The organism is Exiguobacterium profundum (assembly GCF_001909285.1).
Classification (GTDB): domain Bacteria; phylum Bacillota; class Bacilli; order Exiguobacteriales; family Exiguobacteriaceae; genus Exiguobacterium; species Exiguobacterium profundum.
In genome coordinates this window covers 847,985-864,123 of sequence record NZ_MRSV01000001.1, presented here as the reverse complement: position 1 = coordinate 864,123, position 16,139 = coordinate 847,985, and the positions used below count along the sequence as shown (strand labels likewise).

17 protein-coding genes and 1 pseudogene are annotated in these 16,139 nt (G+C 49.2%); 9 read left to right on the top strand and 9 right to left on the bottom strand.

The genetic code is table 11. The features are described from left to right. Positions 1 to 149: 149 nt before the first annotated feature. Positions 150 to 626 carry a DUF305 domain-containing protein gene (locus BBB58_RS04655; protein ID WP_074035791.1) on the bottom strand — a complete coding sequence of 159 codons (477 nt, stop codon included), beginning with the start codon at positions 624 to 626 and terminating at the stop codon, positions 150 to 152. A 168-nt stretch (positions 627 to 794) separates the two neighbouring features. Between BBB58_RS04655 and BBB58_RS04650 the strand changes: the two genes are divergently transcribed. From BBB58_RS04650 to BBB58_RS04640, 3 genes are read left to right on the top strand one after another with little or no spacing between them, the layout of a single operon-like run. Beyond that, positions 795 to 1,133, top strand: coding sequence for a hypothetical protein (locus BBB58_RS04650; protein WP_074035790.1), 339 nt, complete (start codon positions 795 to 797; stop codon positions 1,131 to 1,133). Between the two features lie 25 nt (positions 1,134 to 1,158). Further along, positions 1,159 to 1,833, top strand: a complete 675-nt coding sequence (locus BBB58_RS04645; RefSeq protein WP_074035788.1) for a response regulator transcription factor — start codon at positions 1,159 to 1,161, stop codon at positions 1,831 to 1,833. Next, positions 1,830 to 3,239, top strand: a complete 1,410-nt coding sequence (locus tag BBB58_RS04640) for a sensor histidine kinase (RefSeq protein ID WP_074035786.1) — start codon at positions 1,830 to 1,832, stop codon at positions 3,237 to 3,239. The genes BBB58_RS04645 and BBB58_RS04640 overlap by 4 nt, the downstream gene beginning before the upstream one ends. Before the next feature lie 18 nt (positions 3,240 to 3,257). On the opposite strand, the gene BBB58_RS04635 is transcribed toward BBB58_RS04640, so the two are convergent. Both BBB58_RS04635 and BBB58_RS04630 read right to left on the bottom strand, forming a co-directional pair. Continuing rightward, positions 3,258 to 4,202: a F510_1955 family glycosylhydrolase gene (locus BBB58_RS04635; protein ID WP_074035784.1), complete on the bottom strand. Its 945-nt coding sequence runs from the start codon at positions 4,200 to 4,202 to the stop codon at positions 3,258 to 3,260. Positions 4,203 to 4,260: 58 nt separating this feature from the next. Next, positions 4,261 to 6,273, bottom strand: a complete 2,013-nt coding sequence (locus tag BBB58_RS04630) for a heavy metal translocating P-type ATPase (RefSeq protein WP_074035782.1) — start codon at positions 6,271 to 6,273, stop codon at positions 4,261 to 4,263. Positions 6,274 to 6,403: 130 nt separating this feature from the next. Here BBB58_RS04630 and BBB58_RS15310 point away from each other — a divergent pair, with 130 nt between their 5' ends. The 6 genes and pseudogenes from BBB58_RS15310 to BBB58_RS04615 all read left to right on the top strand — a co-directional run bounded on the left by BBB58_RS15310 (position 6,404) and on the right by BBB58_RS04615 (position 10,601). Beyond that, on the top strand, positions 6,404 to 6,766 hold the full coding sequence (locus tag BBB58_RS15310; RefSeq protein WP_244150669.1) for a cupredoxin domain-containing protein: 363 nt from the start codon (positions 6,404 to 6,406) through the stop codon (positions 6,764 to 6,766). A 15-nt stretch (positions 6,767 to 6,781) separates the two neighbouring features. Then, positions 6,782 to 7,009, top strand: a pseudogene (locus BBB58_RS15565) (multicopper oxidase domain-containing protein); the annotation flags it as partial. 114 nt (positions 7,010 to 7,123) lie between these two features. Beyond that, the gene (locus BBB58_RS04625) at positions 7,124 to 7,882 is read left to right on the top strand and encodes a multicopper oxidase family protein (RefSeq protein WP_276327313.1); all 759 of its coding nucleotides are present in this window, start codon (positions 7,124 to 7,126) and stop codon (positions 7,880 to 7,882) included. A 155-nt stretch (positions 7,883 to 8,037) separates the two neighbouring features. Continuing rightward, positions 8,038 to 9,183 carry a sensor histidine kinase gene (locus BBB58_RS04620; protein WP_074035780.1) on the top strand — a complete coding sequence of 382 codons (1,146 nt, stop codon included), beginning with the start codon at positions 8,038 to 8,040 and terminating at the stop codon, positions 9,181 to 9,183. A gap of 97 nt (positions 9,184 to 9,280) precedes the next feature. After that, complete coding sequence (locus BBB58_RS15135; RefSeq protein ID WP_026825140.1) at positions 9,281 to 9,424, top strand: hypothetical protein; 144 nt, start codon at positions 9,281 to 9,283, stop codon at positions 9,422 to 9,424. 91 nt (positions 9,425 to 9,515) lie between these two features. After that, on the top strand, positions 9,516 to 10,601 hold the full coding sequence (locus BBB58_RS04615) for a GGDEF domain-containing protein (protein ID WP_074035778.1): 1,086 nt from the start codon (positions 9,516 to 9,518) through the stop codon (positions 10,599 to 10,601). A gap of 39 nt (positions 10,602 to 10,640) precedes the next feature. Here the strand turns inward: BBB58_RS04615 and BBB58_RS04610 are convergent, their stop codons facing one another. From BBB58_RS04610 to BBB58_RS04585, 6 genes are read right to left on the bottom strand one after another with little or no spacing between them, the layout of a single operon-like run. Continuing rightward, positions 10,641 to 11,315: a glycerophosphodiester phosphodiesterase gene (locus BBB58_RS04610; RefSeq protein ID WP_074035776.1), complete on the bottom strand. Its 675-nt coding sequence runs from the start codon at positions 11,313 to 11,315 to the stop codon at positions 10,641 to 10,643. Position 11,316: 1 nt separating this feature from the next. Continuing rightward, positions 11,317 to 12,624, bottom strand: a complete 1,308-nt coding sequence (locus tag BBB58_RS04605) for an ABC transporter substrate-binding protein (RefSeq protein ID WP_074035774.1) — start codon at positions 12,622 to 12,624, stop codon at positions 11,317 to 11,319. Between the two features lie 16 nt (positions 12,625 to 12,640). Continuing rightward, positions 12,641 to 13,450, bottom strand: a complete 810-nt coding sequence (locus BBB58_RS04600; protein WP_047794841.1) for a carbohydrate ABC transporter permease — start codon at positions 13,448 to 13,450, stop codon at positions 12,641 to 12,643. Further along, positions 13,447 to 14,352 (bottom strand): carbohydrate ABC transporter permease, encoded by a 906-nt coding sequence (locus BBB58_RS04595; protein WP_074035772.1) that lies wholly within the window; start codon positions 14,350 to 14,352, stop codon positions 13,447 to 13,449. Before BBB58_RS04595 ends, BBB58_RS04600 begins: the two co-directional genes overlap by 4 nt. Next, entirely contained in the window at positions 14,349 to 15,440 is a 1,092-nt protein-coding gene (locus BBB58_RS04590; RefSeq protein ID WP_074035770.1) for an ABC transporter ATP-binding protein, read from the bottom strand. Before BBB58_RS04590 ends, BBB58_RS04595 begins: the two co-directional genes overlap by 4 nt. Beyond that, on the bottom strand, positions 15,437 to 16,024 hold the full coding sequence (locus BBB58_RS04585; protein WP_084543122.1) for a glycerol-3-phosphate responsive antiterminator: 588 nt from the start codon (positions 16,022 to 16,024) through the stop codon (positions 15,437 to 15,439). Before BBB58_RS04585 ends, BBB58_RS04590 begins: the two co-directional genes overlap by 4 nt. Between the last annotated feature and the right edge of the window lie 115 nt (positions 16,025 to 16,139).

The window sequence follows — 16,139 nt, the reverse complement described above, 5'->3', positions numbered from 1 at the left end:
ATCTAACTGAAAAAATTTTACCACCAAAACGAACCGACAAATATGTCATTTATATTTCAAATAAAGGAAAACAAATTATAACTTACTTTCTTTATTTTTCCTTATCAACATACAAAAAATGCACAGCCGTTTTCGACTGTGCATGTCTGTTACTCACGATTTTCCTCGGCGTTCTCCTCTTCATCCTCTAAATCTTCAATCAATCGCTTCATTTCTTCAATTTCACGGCGCTGTGCCTTGATGATTTCTTCAGACAATTCTTTCACGCGTGGGTCTTCAATTTCAGCGCGTTCACTTGTCAAAATGGCAATCGAGTGGTGAGGGATCATCGCTTTCATCCAACTGACATCATCGACGGTCGTCTGGCTACGTACGAGCCAAAGCGAAGCACTGAAGACGAGAGCACTGACCCCTAGGATGATAAAGTTAACTGTTTTGTTCTTATACATCCCCCACATGAAGAGAAGCATGACGAACGCCATGACCGATCCCATGATGAGTGCCATGTACAACCTTGTCTGACTAAAGAAGATATGATTGAACTGAAACACGTTCAAATACATGAGCCAATACATAATGAATGTCGAGACCGCAATCATGATTCCAAATTTACCGTACTGTTTCATCTTATTCATCCTTTCTTATTGTGCGTATAAAAACTCTTTTTTTTTTTTGTTCTATACTCAAACCCGCCTATTTCTCCGTCTATTCGTACTCTTAACGCTTTTCACTTCTTTTTCACAAACATCGGGTACACTAGTGAAATTGAGTTCATGCAAGGAAGGAGAACGATGATGCAAGAGCGGACATTGCGTGACGTACTGGCAACACTTGATTCTGTTTTATCTTGGTCCTATCTCGATCACCCGGAAGAAATGACAATTCGCGGAATCGGAACGACACCAGAAAAAATAAATAAAATGTTTTTATATATATGCAAGCGCCCAATCAATGAACGTGGCGTCGATTTAGTGAGGGCCGCCATCCGAAATGGTGCAGTAGCCATCGTCACGGATCGACCGATTGACGCGAGAGTACCCGTCATTTACTGTCGAGACGTCGAACGCGCACGTGAACAACTACAGACTCTTTTCGCCATGGAAGGAAATCACGTAAAGCACACGGAACGATAATAATAAGAGGAAGGAGGAATGCAAGATGAAGATTCTCATCGTAAAAAAAGAAGAAAAAATGAGACATTTGATTCGTTTGTTTCTTGAAAGTGACGGCTACTTTTGCATCGAGGCGAGCGATGCCCGTTCCGCACTCGACAAAATCGAAGAGCGACCGGATCTCGTCCTTTTAGATATTATGATGCCAGAAGTAGATGGGATCTCACTTTGTCGTCAGTTAAAGACGATGGATCCGGCATTACCTGTCGTCTTGTTGACGGCACGTTCAGACAATGAGACGACCATCCAAGGATTAGATGCTGGAGCGGATGATTACGTCACCAAACCGTTCGATGGGAACGTGCTCCTCGCTCGTATTCGTGCCGTCTTGCGCCGGACCCGTGTCGTCAACATCCAATACGGACCACTACGTTACGATGAGGAGAGCGGACGCGTTTTGTATGAAGAACAAGAGATTGTCCTCACACCAAAAGCGACGGCCATCTTAAAATTGTTCCTTCAGCACCCGAATCGCCTCTTCAACCGCCTAGATTTGTTTGACCTTGTCTGGCCCTATTCTGCAGAATCCGACCCACGCACCGTTGATGCGCATATTCGTATGATTCGAGAAAAGTTAGGCGATGCAGGATTCCCGATTGATGATTATTTAAAGACGGTATGGGGACGTGGCTATCGATGGACCGAGGAGCGTTCCGGATGAAGCGAGGTCGTAACAGTCTACCGTTTCGCATCAGCCTCGTCTTTCTTCTATCCACCCTATTGATTGAAGGTGTGTTGTTTCTTCTCCTCTATCACACGCTTCTCGGTGAACGTGTTGTAGAAGAAATCAATCGCCTTGAATCTCGGGCTGAGAGCCATGCGAGCGTATTAGCAATGAATTTTTCCGAAGAGACGATTGATCATGTAGCGACTATGGAAAGTGAGACCGATACGAAAGTCGCCATCACTGATCCCACGCATCATCTTCTTCAGACTTCACGCTTCTTTCCCCAAGTCCTTGCCGATACAGTCGATTCGAAAAAACAAACTGGCTCCTTCGACGACACGACTGTCCTAGAGAACGACTGGGAAAACGAACCGTATTTGATCGTTCGTACGCCAATCACAGATGATACCGACAGACGGTATGGATACGTCTATATGTTTTTACCGACTGAAATCATTCATGGCATTAGCCATCGGCTCCAGTGGCGATTCCTATATATCACAGCGATCGCGCTCGTGACGACCGTCTTGACGTTCATCCTCTTGAGTCGATTGATTTCAAAACCGATCCAATCATTAAAACAAGCAACGGAGAATGTATTGACAAACCCAGACGATTTACAGTTACCGACCAATCGTGTCGACGAAATCGGTGAATTAGCGCGTGCCATCGAATCGATGTCAGTGGAACTATCCAGACTACGGCGGGAACGTCGTCAGTTCTTATCCGACCTATCGCATGAAATCAAGACCCCTCTCACGTACTTGAGGGGTTACGCCGAAATCGCTTCGAAAGAAAGTACGCCCGAATCGTTACGCAAGCAATCGATTCAGACAATCTTAGATGAAAGCCGGTCGCTCACAGAACTCGTCGAAAATGCGTTTCAACTGGCACAGCTCGATGAGAACACGTTCTTATTGCATCGAGAAGAAGTGACCGTCACAACGTTTTGTGCGGACTTACGTCGAATGCTCGATACAATGTTCCGGATGACGACGATTCGCTTCGATGCTTCGTCGAACGCGGGACAACAAGACATCGCTCTTACATTGGATCGGCACCGGATGCTCCAAGTCTTCCGCTCAATCGCCCATAATGCGATTGAGCATAGTGAGGCCTCACATGTCTCCCTGCGTTCAAATGTCACGGACACTCACCTGATCCTGACCATTACAGACAATGGGAAAGGCATTCCCGAAGAAGATTTACCGCACATTTTTGTCCGCCTGTATCGTGTGGAAAAATCACGGTCCCGACAGACTGGTGGGAGCGGCCTCGGACTCGCCATCGCTGACCAAATCGTCAACCGTCACGGTGGAGAATTGACAGTCACGTCTGATGTATCGGGCACTTCTTTCACCGTCACGATTCCACTCGACAAAAAGACGCCTATCCTATAATGGAAAGGCGTCTTTTAATCAATTGAGCTCACCTTTGTCGAGGCGCATCTCCCATTCCCCGTCTGTAAACTCATATACGCTGTTATCCGATGTGACAAGCAACATGCGCTCCTCGTTGACTGCCAATTCGATTGGCACAACGTCCGCTTGAAACTCTGGAAGATTGAACGTCTCTGTCGACTCATCGTCTAAGTTGAAACGAACCCCTTCGAAAGAACCATCTGTCTGTCGTACGTATGCCAGCTGCCCCTCATCCGCTCCGACCGTGACAACTTGTTCTGCTTCAACAAGTGGCTCGAACGAATCTCCAGAGTCATTCGAAACGAGGATGCCGGACGGACCGTACAAGAAGACGCGCTCCGCATCCGTCGCATCGGCGACGATTCCTGCCACTTGCGCTTCCTCTATCCCTTGTACCTGCATCGGTTCAAATGATTTCCCACCATCGATGGAAAGATAAAATCCCGGCTCTAGCTCCGAGGTCGCTTCCTCCAAATAAACGTAGAGTGTACCTGTGGCATAACCGGCACTCATATAGTGGAAATCTGCCTCGCCTTCAAGCGACCGACTCTCGAGTACCGCCCCATGATTTTTTCCATGCATGACCCCAAGTGGATTTTTGAAATCTGTCCGACGATCGGGGTGACCGCTCGCATAAAATCCATCCTCGACGACTTCAAATCCCATGTAGTCATGGCGATTTGTCGGCAGCGTATACCAACCATCTTCTCGATATTCCATCAATCCGGCATGCGTCGCGATGACAAGACGTTCGTCGTCTTGCCAAAATCCAGCTCCGTGGATGTGGGAGACCGTTTCATCGGATCCCACACGTTGCCACTCGTCTTTTGTAGTTGTCGTCACATTCTCGGATTGACTCGTGTCCGACGGTGCGTCTTCTGTTCCACACGCCGACAGGAGCAGTGGAGTCAGGAATAGTGATAGCATTAACGTTCGTTTCATCTCGATCCCTCCATCATTAGCATCCCATCTAGCATACTGACTAAAGGTGAAAGAAATGTTAAATCTTCAAAAGTCGAGCGTTGATTGCGACAATAACTGTGCTTAAACTCATCAAGACGGCACCGATGGCTGGGGACAAGATGATTCCAATCGGAGCCAGCACGCCTGCAGCAAGCGGGATGGCGACGATGTTATACCCGGCTGCCCACCACAAGTTTTGAATCATCTTACGATACGTGTTCTGTGAAAGCTCCAAAATCGATAGGACATCTTTCGGATTACTGCGGACGAGGACAATATCTGCCGTTTCGACGGCAACGTCTGTCCCGCTCCCGATTGCGATGCCGACATCCGCTTGTGCTAAGGCAGGTGCATCATTGATTCCATCTCCGACCATCGCTACTTTGCTGCCATCTTTTTGGACGTCTTTCACTTGGTTTGCCTTGTCGTCCGGTAATACTTCGGCATACACGTCATCGATACCGAGCTGACCCGCGACCCAATGCGCGACCTTCTCGTTGTCACCCGTCAACATGATCGAGCGAATGCCTTTTTTATGAAGTGCCTCGACGGTCTCCTTCGCTTCTTCCCTCACCAGATCGGCCATCGCAATCATCCCGACCCATTCTCCGTCTTTCAAAACAAAGACGACGGTCTTTCCTTCTTCCGAGAGTCGTGCAAACGTCTCCTCATCAATTTGAATGTGTTGATCGCGGATATGTCGCGGACTGACGACTTGAACACGCGCACCGTCAACCGTTCCTTCCAATCCGACACCTGTCATCGAACCGAAGTCGTCGACAGCCGCCAGTTTCAATTCCCGTCTCTCGGCTTCTCTTAAAATCCCTTGCGCGAGAGGATGTTGCGACTCACGCTCAACTGCTCCTGCGAGTTGCAACACGTCTTCTTCCTTATAAGACGAGCTCGCCTGTATGTCTGTGACTCCGAAATTCCCTTCCGTCAGCGTACCGGTCTTATCGAAAATGACGGCATCGAGTCGACGCGCCTCTTCAAATTGAGTCCGATTGCGGATGAGAAGACCTTGTTTCGCCGATAATGCTGTCGAAACAGCGACAACAAGAGGTGTCGCCAGTCCAAGTGCATGGGGACATGAGATGACCATGACCGTTACCATCCGTTCAACCGCCGTCCCGACCGAATATCCGAGCATGAACCAAACCGTGAACGTGATGACTCCAGCGGCAATTGCGATATAGAACAAATATTTTGCCGCCCGATTCGCCAAATTTTGAGCCCGTGACTTCGATTTTTGTGCCTCACTCACCAATTCAATCACTTTTGACAAGTACGTTCTTTCTCCCGTACCAATCGTTTCAATCGTCAAGCTCCCTTCTTGGTTGATCGAACCCGCAATGACATCTTCACCTTCTGTTTTTTCGACCGGTACCGATTCGCCGGTCAACATCGACTCGTCGATGGTCGTTCGTCCTTTGATGATTTTCCCGTCCACGGGTACCTGCTCCCCCGGTTTGACGAGGATTCGGTCTCCTTCCTTCAGTTCAGAGATGGGAACGTCTTCCGTTTCTTCCCCATTGATGCGATGCGCCTCGTTCGGGAGCAGTTGTACGAGTTGTTCTAACGCATGTGATGCCCCCATGACCGAACGCATCTCAATCCAGTGACCGAGTAGCATGATCACAATCAGTGAAGCGAGTTCCCAAAAGAAGTCATGCCCACTTCCGTATCCAAAGACGACAGCTGCGCTATAAAAGTAAGCGACGCTAATCGCCAAGCCAATGAGCATCATCATGCCCGGGCTACGCTCTCGTAGCTCTTCCACACTTCCTTTTAAGAACGGCCATCCGCCGTATACATATACAATCGTCGCCAATACAAATAAGATTGTCTTTTCAAGCGGAAAATCGAGTTCAAACCGCAGCCATTCTTGAATCATGTCCGATAACAATAAAATCGGAATCATTAGTCCGAGCGATATGAAGAAACGTCGTTTGAAATCATCAATCATATGCTCGTGTCCGTGTCCGCCATGATGAGACTCGTGACTTCCCTTATGATATTCATGATGTTGATCGTGTGCATGTTCCATCATTCATCCTCTCCTTTACACGAATTGTATACCCCCATATGGTATATAATTAAACAGATTTGGACTTTCATGTTTCTTTCACAATTAGGTGGTACAACAAAGTGAGGACTGAACAATGAAGGAGTGTTATAGAATGAAATCGAAAGGAATGTGGTTTCTGTTGACGGGGATTTTAATTGGGGGCATCTTCGTTTTACTAGTCGTCCTCTTCAACGGGACATGGAACCATAACAACAATATGGACCAAAATCATATGATGGGAAACGATTCGGCAACGGGTCAGATGGGACACGGAGCGAGGCAAGAGCTCCAAGCATCGGATGAACCGACACAGCCGCTTCCGATTCCGACCGCCTTACAGCCAGATCGTGTCACGGAAGACACGGTCTACTATACGGTGGAAGCAACTAAAGGCACGTCACAATTTTTCAAAGACGGCAAGAAATCGGAAACATTCGGTTATAATGGAGACTTACTCGGACCAATGATCGAGTAACCGAAAGGAAAAACAGTCGTAATCGATACCATCAATCGATTGGATGAACCGACAACGTTCCACTGGCACGGACTCGTCATTCCTGCCGACATGGACGGGGGACCTCATCAGACCGTCGCACCAGGTGAACGGGCACAAGTTCGACTCGACATCGACCAAGAACCTAGTACGCTGTGGTTTCACCCCCATCCGATGGGTTCGACAGCTGAACAAGTTTATAAAGGGCTTGCCGGTCTTCTTTATGTGACTAACGATACACCGAATGGTCTCCCGAATGAATATGGAGTCGACGACATCCCGCTCATTGTACAAGATCGACGCTTCACTCCTAACGGTGGGTTAGATTATGATGCCCATATGAACGTTGACGGAACGACCGGGGATACAATTCTTGCGAATGGAGCCATCAACACGACGTTCGACGTTCAAACCGAGACGTTACGTGTGCGACTAGTCAACGGTTCGAATGCGCGCGATTTTGATTTTACGTTATCTAACGAGGCCGAGATGACGCAGATTGCGACAGAGGGAGGACCGTTAGAGCGCCCGATTCCCTTAAGAACCATCACGTTGACACCAGGTGAACGGGCCGAAGTGCTGATAGATTTTTCACAAGTTGAAGATGTCGCCGCCTTAAAAGCGGACGGAGTGACATTCACTACGTTTCGTGTCGGTGAACTCGACAAGGCGTCCATTAAGATTCCGGTGACCGAGACGATGGAGCGCTCGACAGATAAGACGGCAGATCGACGGCTCACCCTTTTTGGATTTGGTAACATGGTTTCAATCAACGGAAAGACCTATGATCCGGAGCGTATCGACATCGAAGCGAAACGCGGAGACACCGAGGTATGGGAAATTGAAAATAAACCAGATATGATGGGTGGGATGACACATCCCTTCCACATCCATGGCGTCCAGTTCCGAGTCATTAGTCGAGACGGCAACCCAACATACGATCAGGAAAAAGGGTGGAAAGATACAGTAGCCGTCGCTCCAGATGAACGAGTAAAGATTGAAATCACCTTCACGAAAACCGGCACATTTATGTATCATTGCCACATCCTCGAGCATGAAGAAAATGGGATGATGGGACAAGTAAAAGTGACCGAATGACCGACACCTCTCTGTTCTATCAGCGGAGAGGTGTTTTGTATCCGTCCCGATTTCGATACGTTTCTGCTAGGACTATTGCCTGTATAGGGATTCCTTCTCGAATGTCGTATACTTATTGTGAATGCATGTACAAATGTTCGCGAGGAGGTAGGTCCATGCGCCGATTCCATAGGATTAGGCAGAAACGATCCGCTCGTCAAAAACAGCAACGCCACACGTTCTCCATCGTTTCCATCGTGGAAGAAGTACAGGATGCGATGTGTTATATCGATTTCTCAAGATGTCGTCTGTATTCGAATGATTCTCTTCGGCAATGGTACCCTTCGATGACAACACAATCTTTTGACACATTGGAAACATTGACTCGTTATTTATATGCCACGTTGGAACAGCATGGGGCGGATTCCGCACAAGTCATGCACCTCATCCAGGAATTGCTCGAATGTGCGACTGAAACGGATCCAAGGATGACCTCACGTCGTCTGCGCTTTAATGACAAGACGCTACATTTGATTTTCAACTTCACGCGCACACCACGTGGCGTTTTCATCATGTGGCGCGACCAAACAGAAGCTGTCCGCTTTGAAGAACGTAAAGACAGTTTCCTTGCCGAACTGTCTCATGATTTCCGCACGCCATTGACTGCCATCCATGGCTATACGGAGTTACTCATGACACGCCATCAAGGTTCGGAAAAGTCGTATCAGATGCTAACACAAGTCAAACAAGAATCGGAACGGCTGGAGCGGCTCGTCGATAATTTCCTCGATTATCAAAAAGAGCGCTACACGGCTGACCAACTGACCGTGACGACGTTCGCACTCCGTCCTCTTTTAGAGGATGTCATGTCGAGCTATCAGACGACCTCCCCGCTTCATACAGTGACATTTGAAACGAATGATGTCTCGATTCAAGCAGATGAAGAAAAGTTACGGCAATTGCTCCATAACCTCATTAGTAACGCCATCAAGTACTCTCCTGACGGCGGTACGGTCCATACGAGAGTATTTGAATGTGCTGGCACAATCATCTTATCTGTATCCGATACCGGCATCGGGATTCCGGAAGAAGCACTTCCATACGTATTTGATGAATATTACCGTGTCGAATCCGCTGCCCACCAATCGATCAAAGGAACCGGTCTCGGTCTACGAATCTGTAAACGAATCGCTGAAGCCCATGGTTGGGGAATTCATGCGGACTCGGTATACGGAGAAGGCACCACCTTTACGATCGAGCTCCACACCAGACAGAGTTGTTCATTGCAATCATCACCTAAACATTTGGTTTCGTTCGACTGATTTAATCGGTTGAACGTTTTTTTTATTTGTTTCGATTCAAGAATGAAGCGCATTCGTTTTGGGAATAAAGAAGTGTCGAAGAGAGGAGGAAATGAAGATGAAACAACGTGGCTACTTATCGATTCCCGTCGCGGTCGTATTCGCCGTCGTTTTCGGGCTCACCCTCGATAATTGGTGGCTCGGCATTGGAATTGGCATCGCTATGTTTTTTGCGTTTCGAGGAACAAAGAAGAAAGCGTGAAAAGATAATGAACATTTACACACCTTCAGATTGACAATTATTTGAAGACTGCTACCGTTAATGTATAGTCTATGAAAAAGGTCGTGAAGGAATGACGCTCACCGTCTTGTTGCTCAATGCTTGTGTCGCATTCACCGGATTTTATATCATCTCGAAGATTTATCATTCTTCGCTTTTTAATTCGTACCGTCTTCGTAGTTCTGTGATTGGAATACTCGCCGGTGCACTCGGTCTGTTTTTGATGTATAACGCCGTAGAAGCTAACGATATGGTCCGTGTGGATTTACGTCACTTACCGCTCGTGTTGCTTGCTTTTTATGGTGCTCGTTTTCCTTTATTTATTGCGACACTTGTCATCGCCAGTACACGATTCTTGTTCGGAATGACCGAGCAGGCCATGATTGCATTTATCGCGACGTTCATCGTCAGCATCGGGATGCTCTGGATTCATCGGCTGCTTCGGGAGCGACTCTTCTTACAGAGTATCTTTTTGAACGTATGGGCGCTCTTCATTATTTCGATTGCCGTCTATATCAATATGGGTTGGAGCACAGCCTATGTATCCCTCGTCTTGTCCATTTGGATGATTGGCATGCTCGTCGGTCTACTCTCGAGCATCCTCACCATCGACCTTGAACAAACGACCCGCCGTGCCATCGAGTACAAACAGTCGTCTGAACGAGACCATTTGACCGGTCTATACAATCGACGTGTGTGGGATCGATATACGGCTTCCATCGGGCAAGAGAATCGGACGTACAATGTACTCGCGCTCGATATCGATCATTTTAAACATGTGAACGATACATATGGTCACGGAAACGGTGATCTCGTCTTACAACAGTTCGCCAACATCTTAAAAGTCGAGACGCGTGCCCATGACACTGTCGCACGAATCGGTGGCGAAGAATTCGTCATCTTGATGTACGACTTGACGCCAGAGAAGGTAGACAAAGTGGCCAACCGGATACGAGAACGGATTGCTGCTGAACTATTCCACTTGAACGATTTTCCACCGATTCAAATCACGACGTCCGTCGGGGTCGCACACGGGACCTCGCTTCCCATCAAGCGGATGGTAGATCTCGCTGATTCGGCGAACTATCAAGCGAAAAACGAAGGGCGTAATCAAGTTGTCATCTCAACCTATGACACACCAGAACCGATCATGACATGACTAAACCCCGCTCCTTCTCAGGAGCGGGGTTTAGTCTACTCATTTTGTAAACCGTTCAACCTCATCTGTCATGATGGCCGAAACTGTTATCGGGGGAAGGTCCTTCACGTCGTTGATCGTGTAGAGCCGTGTCTCGAGCGTCGTCTGTTGTATCTGATCCCATGCTTTCGAACCGATAAATGCAGGCTGGGCGTGAATCGCCTCGGCCCGAATCGTTTCAGCGAACGAGACGGTGTCCGACTCACCCGTGAGTGTCAACACCGCAAGCCGGGCGACTGGTGCCACATCTCGCATTCGGACGAGCGTTTCACGATTGAATGAGGAGAACACGACACGGTCACCGAGTTCAAACTCGTTGACAGCAAACCAAGCGAGACGTTCAATCCCTGGATACGCATATTGATCCGTCTTCAATTCGATGTTCAGGGTGACGTTGCTTCGTTCAATCAGTCCGAGCACCTCTTCTAACGTTGGGATGCGTTCATAGCCGTCAATCTTCAACTGGCGCAACTCCTGAAGCGTCATGTCTTTCACCCATCCCGTTCCATTTGTCGTCCGGTCGACGGTTTCGTCATGAATGACGACGAGACGCCCGTCCTTCGATAGCTGTACGTCCAGCTCGATCCCGTCCACATAGGGAAGAGCTGCCTCGAACGCGGACAATGTATTTTCCGGGTAATTGGCGCTATAGCCGCGATGTGCGTAAATCAACATGTCACTGCCCCAAGGTGGAAGTCGTCTCATCGGCCGCACGCTTCAATGCTTCTTCGACCGACACCCCTTGATACAAACTTTCCATCGCGTTGACGACACTTTGACGTGATTGCGGGAACGTCGAGATGAGCGCTCCTTGTGTCGCCGGTGATGGTTTCGTCTCACTGAGTTGGTCGACCGTCACTTTCAGTTGTGGATATTTCGCCCACATTTCTTTTACGATCGGTTCATTGTATGCTTCCGGATTGATGGCGAAGTAGCCTGTGTCAACATGCCACTGTGCTTGCGCTTCCGTTGAAGCGACATACTTCATGAACTCCCATGCGCCTTCTTTCGTCTCTTCGGCAATGCCATCACCCATCCAGAGCGATGCCCCGCCGATGACGACGCCTTGACGCTCCGCTTCATTCGGTACCGGTAAGTACGATGCGCCGATTTCAAAGTCCGCGTTGTCTGCTACCGTACGGATTCCTGCTGACGAATCAAGGTACATGGCAACTTTCCCAGATTGGAATGCCGCGCGCATGTCGTCCCAGTTTTGACCGACGTTTAGGAATGTCTTCTCATCGTACATCTCTTTGATGAGATTGAACGCGTTCTGTCCTTCTTCGCCATCAAACACGGCTTTCGTCGGGTCTCCGCTTCGTCCATTGTCATTGTCGACATACAGTCCACCTTGTGCGGCCAAGAGCTGTTCAAAGAACCAACCGTAGTTGAGCATCGTGAAGCCGGTCTGACCGTCCGTTGTCAACTTCTTCGCCGCCTCTTTCAACTCGTCATATGTGCGTGGTGCTTTCTCTGGATCGAGCCCTGCTTTTTCAAACGCCTCTTTGTTATAGATGAGGATCGGTGTCGAGGAGTTGAACGGCATCGAGTATTGCTTCCCATCGACCTGATAATAACTCAAGATGTTCTCTTCCCATACGCTCGTGTCAAAATCCTCTTTGTCGATGAACTCTTGAACTGGTGTGATTTTGTTCGAATCGATCATGTATTTCGTCCCGACCTCGAACGTCTGCATGATGGCTGGCGCGTCTTCCGAACCGGCGACCGCATTGAATTTCGTCAACGCTTCCTCATATGTTCCTTGGAAGACAGGTTTGACTTCATAGTCGTCTTGCGAAGCGTTGAACGCGTCGACTTGACTGTTTAAAGCCGTCTCCAAGTCCCCACTCATCGCATGCCAAAAGACGACCTCTGTCTTTCCGTCTTCTGTCGTCGCCGCGACTGGTGCCGCTTCTTCACTGCCACATGCCCCGAGTAATAACACCGAACTTGCCAACCCTGCGAATAATCCTAACTTTTTCATTTGTCATATCCCCCTATTATTTGATAGCGCCTTGCGTCAATCCTTCTTGCAAGTGCTTTTGTCCTGCGAACAACAATACAAGTGTCGGAATGATAATCAAGATGACTGCTGCCATGACGACGCCCCAATCCGAGGCGACTTCGTTCGACTGCATCTGTTTGATGCCGATTTGGACTGTCCGCGCCTGTTCCGTGTTCGTGACGAGAAGCGGCCATAAGTACATATTCCAAGTCGTCAAAAAGCTATACACCGACAATGTGACGAGCGGTGTCTTCGATACCGGCAAGACGACGTTCCAAAAGAATCGGAAGCGACTGATACCGGCAATTTGGGAAGCCTCGTACATTTCATACGGAATCGTTTTGAACTGTTGCCGAAGTAAAAACGTCCCGAATGCGAGTGCGAAGAACGGCACAGACAGTCCCCAAACACTATTCAGCCAACCGAGCGACTGGATTGTCAAAAAGTTCGGGACCATCGTCGCTTCCCATGGCACCATCATCGTCGCCAGGAAAAGCATAAAGATGAGCCCTTTTCCTTTAAAGTCGATGAAGACGAACGCGAATGCTGCAAGACTCGATAATACGACCTGTCCAACCATCACGAGGAGCGCGACAATCAAACTGTTGAGCAGGTACGTCATCATCGGGATGCGTTCGAACGCGGCCACATAGTTTTCCAATGAAGGTTCACGTGGAAGGAGATGTCCCTGGAGCACTTCCTTCCCGTCCATCAGACTGATCGAAAACGCATAGGCGATTGGAAACAGCATGACGACGGCACTCAGGATGAGTAAGACATAGACGCCTATATTCCGTAATCTCATTGGTAATGCACCTTCCTTTCGACCAGTTTGAACTGGAGCCACGTCAACAGAAGGACGGCGATGAATAAGAGCACGGCCTGGGCACTGGCACTGCCGACGTTATAATTGATAAACGCATCTTTGTAGATGGCATAGACGATGACATTCGTCGCATTCGTCGGTCCACCTTTCGTCAATAAATCAATCTGTCCAAACGTCTGGAAGGCGTTGATCAGCGAGATGATCCCGACGAAGAAAAGTGTCGGTGACAACATCGGGATGGTGATGGCCCGAAGTTGCGTCCAATAACTCGTCCCGGCAATGTCCGCACTCTCATACAACGTCCGATCGATGTTCTGCAGACCGCCGAGTAGAATCAAGAAGGTGAAGCCGATATTCATCCAAACGGTCGCAAGTGACACGGAAAGGAGCGCATATTGTGGATCGAGGAGCCACTGTACACCACTTGCCCCCACAGCCTCGAGGAACCGGTTGAAGATACCAATCGACGGATTGTACATAAACATCCAGATGACCGATGACGCCGCGACGCTCATCCCCATCGTCGCCGAGAAAACCGTCCGAAAAATACCGATCCCTTTCAGTTTCTCATTGGCGAGGAGTGCGAGACCGAGCGCAATCAAAATCGTGAGCGGGACCGTCAAAAGGACGAATCCGACTGTCGCCTGAATGCTTTGCCAAAATGCCGCACTCGTGAACAAATTGCTATAGTGCCCGACTCCGACAAAGTCGAGTGGTGTCCCCTGTGAGTCGGTCCGGAAAAAGCTTAAATAAATCGTTCGCAACAGTGGATAGACGAGGAAGACACCAAACAAGATGATAGACGGAGACAAGTACAACAATCCGCTCGCTGCGTCAGATAGCCGCGTCCGGACTTTCTCTCTCGGTAAGGCGACCGTCATTGGAACACCTCCAACGCCTCAAACAGTTTCGGTTGTCGTGGCTCTATGCGCTGTCCGTTCGTATCAAATAGCGACATCTGTTTCGGATCCACATAACACGCCACTTTTTTACCGACCGTAAGCGGCCATTGTCCCGGCCATTTTGCCAACCATTCATTCCCCCCGATGTCAAAAGCGAGAATTGTCTCGGTCCCGAGCACTTCAATATTCTTCAGTTCTGCGTAAAACGTCACATCTTCATCCGCCGGCTTTATTTGCTCAGGACGGACACCGAGTGTCGCCTGTGACATCTCCGTCAATGTGTTCGGATCAAACATTCGCCCGTCTGATGCCATCCAGCCTTTTTCTTGTCGTGTCACGTCGACTAGATTCATCGGAGGTGATCCGATGAAAGAAGCGACGAATGTATTCGCCGGTTTATTGTATAAGTCGAGCGGCTTCCCGACTTGTTGCACTTCCCCCTCATTGAGGAGCATGATGCGGTCCGCCATCGTCATCGCCTCGACTTGGTCGTGGGTGACATAAATCATCGTCAGTCCGAGTTTTCGCTGTAACTGGCGAATCTCTGAACGCATCTTTGCCCGTAGTTTCGCATCCAAGTTCGAAAGCGGCTCATCCATCAGGCAAATGGGTGCCTCGGTCACGATGGCACGTGCCAAGGCGACACGCTGTCGCTGACCACCGGAGAGTTCGCGCGGTTTCCGTTTTAAGTAATCGGTGAGCCCGAGTGTCTCCGCCGCCTGTAGGCAACGCTCCCGCTGTTCAAGCTTCGTCAGTCCTTTCGTATGTAGACCGAACGTGATATTTTTCTCAACCGTCATATGTGGGTAAAGGGCATAGTTTTGGAACACCATCGACAAGTGACGCTCACTCGGCTTCATCCCGTTTGCTGCCACTCCGTCGATGCGAAGCGTTCCGCTTGTGATGGATTCGAGCCCGGCTATCATCCGAAGCATCGTACTCTTCCCGCAGCCGGACGGACCGACGAGTGCGAAGAACTCCCCTGCTTCAATCGTCACGTCAATCCCTCGAATGATTTCCGTCTCCCCGAATGATTTCGCCAGTTGTTGTAGTTGTATCGATTTCATGCTAATTCCTCCTTCTGACTTTGTACGTGCCAAAGTCGTTCATCCCCGGTCGATACGGCGAATGCCCCATGATCGAGGGCGCGATGCACGTCAATCGGTTGACGAATCATGCCACCTGTCACAATCGGAAAGGAGACGTCCCGAGAAATCTTCTCGACGACGCTCGGAATCAGACCAGGCATGAGTTCAATCGCATCCGGTTGTTGCGCCTCGGCGAGCTTGAGCCCGCTCGTGACCGCGTCCGAGTCGACGAGAAAGAGTCGTTGTACCGTCAAGAGCCCCGCTCGCTTCGCATGCTGGAGCACGGATGCTTTCGTCGTGACAATCCCATCGGCGCCGACACGTTTGGCGAGGTAATCGATCCCGTCCCGGTCGAGGCTGATGCCATTGATTCGCTCAGCGTGGAGGAAGACCGTTCGATTTTCTCGTTTTAAGTGCGCCACATAGCGGTCGAGTGTACTGAGCGTTCCCATCATGAGAAACGTCGTCGTCACATCTGTCCGTAAAAACGCCTCGATTTGTTTTGGACTTTTGATGGAGGCAATCATCCGTTCTTGTCCGATTCGTGCAATCGCTTCATTCACTTGAATCAACCTCTCTTCAAAAAAGGACCAACAGAAACGACACGTCATCGACGTACGGGCTTCTGTTGGTCTCTCAAAGGTTCTACCGGTAACTATTCACTTGGAGTGAGGGGGT

Excerpts from the sequence above, each read along its gene's own strand:
- BBB58_RS04630 (WP_074035782.1), bottom strand. The coding sequence starts at position 6,273 with ATGATGGAACATGCACACGATCAACATCATGAATATCATAAGGGAAGT.
- BBB58_RS04605 (WP_074035774.1), bottom strand. The coding sequence starts at position 12,624 with ATGAAAAAGTTAGGATTATTCGCAGGGTTGGCAAGTTCGGTGTTATTA.
- BBB58_RS04615 (WP_074035778.1), top strand. The coding sequence starts at position 9,516 with ATGACGCTCACCGTCTTGTTGCTCAATGCTTGTGTCGCATTCACCGGA.
- BBB58_RS04655 (WP_074035791.1), bottom strand. The coding sequence starts at position 626 with ATGAAACAGTACGGTAAATTTGGAATCATGATTGCGGTCTCGACATTC.
- BBB58_RS04610 (WP_074035776.1), bottom strand. The coding sequence starts at position 11,315 with ATGTTGATTTACGCACATCGCGGCTATAGCGCCAATTACCCGGAAAAT.
- BBB58_RS04640 (WP_074035786.1), top strand. The coding sequence starts at position 1,830 with ATGAAGCGAGGTCGTAACAGTCTACCGTTTCGCATCAGCCTCGTCTTT.
- BBB58_RS04620 (WP_074035780.1), top strand. The coding sequence starts at position 8,038 with ATGCGCCGATTCCATAGGATTAGGCAGAAACGATCCGCTCGTCAAAAA.
- BBB58_RS04590 (WP_074035770.1), bottom strand. The coding sequence starts at position 15,440 with ATGAAATCGATACAACTACAACAACTGGCGAAATCATTCGGGGAGACG.
- BBB58_RS04600 (WP_047794841.1), bottom strand. The coding sequence starts at position 13,450 with ATGAGATTACGGAATATAGGCGTCTATGTCTTACTCATCCTGAGTGCC.
- BBB58_RS15310 (WP_244150669.1), top strand. The coding sequence starts at position 6,404 with ATGAAATCGAAAGGAATGTGGTTTCTGTTGACGGGGATTTTAATTGGG.
- BBB58_RS04625 (WP_276327313.1), top strand. The coding sequence starts at position 7,124 with ATGAACGTTGACGGAACGACCGGGGATACAATTCTTGCGAATGGAGCC.
- BBB58_RS04595 (WP_074035772.1), bottom strand. The coding sequence starts at position 14,352 with ATGACGGTCGCCTTACCGAGAGAGAAAGTCCGGACGCGGCTATCTGAC.
- BBB58_RS04650 (WP_074035790.1), top strand. The coding sequence starts at position 795 with ATGCAAGAGCGGACATTGCGTGACGTACTGGCAACACTTGATTCTGTT.
- BBB58_RS04645 (WP_074035788.1), top strand. The coding sequence starts at position 1,159 with ATGAAGATTCTCATCGTAAAAAAAGAAGAAAAAATGAGACATTTGATT.
- BBB58_RS04635 (WP_074035784.1), bottom strand. The coding sequence starts at position 4,202 with ATGAAACGAACGTTAATGCTATCACTATTCCTGACTCCACTGCTCCTG.
- BBB58_RS15135 (WP_026825140.1), top strand. The coding sequence starts at position 9,281 with ATGAAACAACGTGGCTACTTATCGATTCCCGTCGCGGTCGTATTCGCC.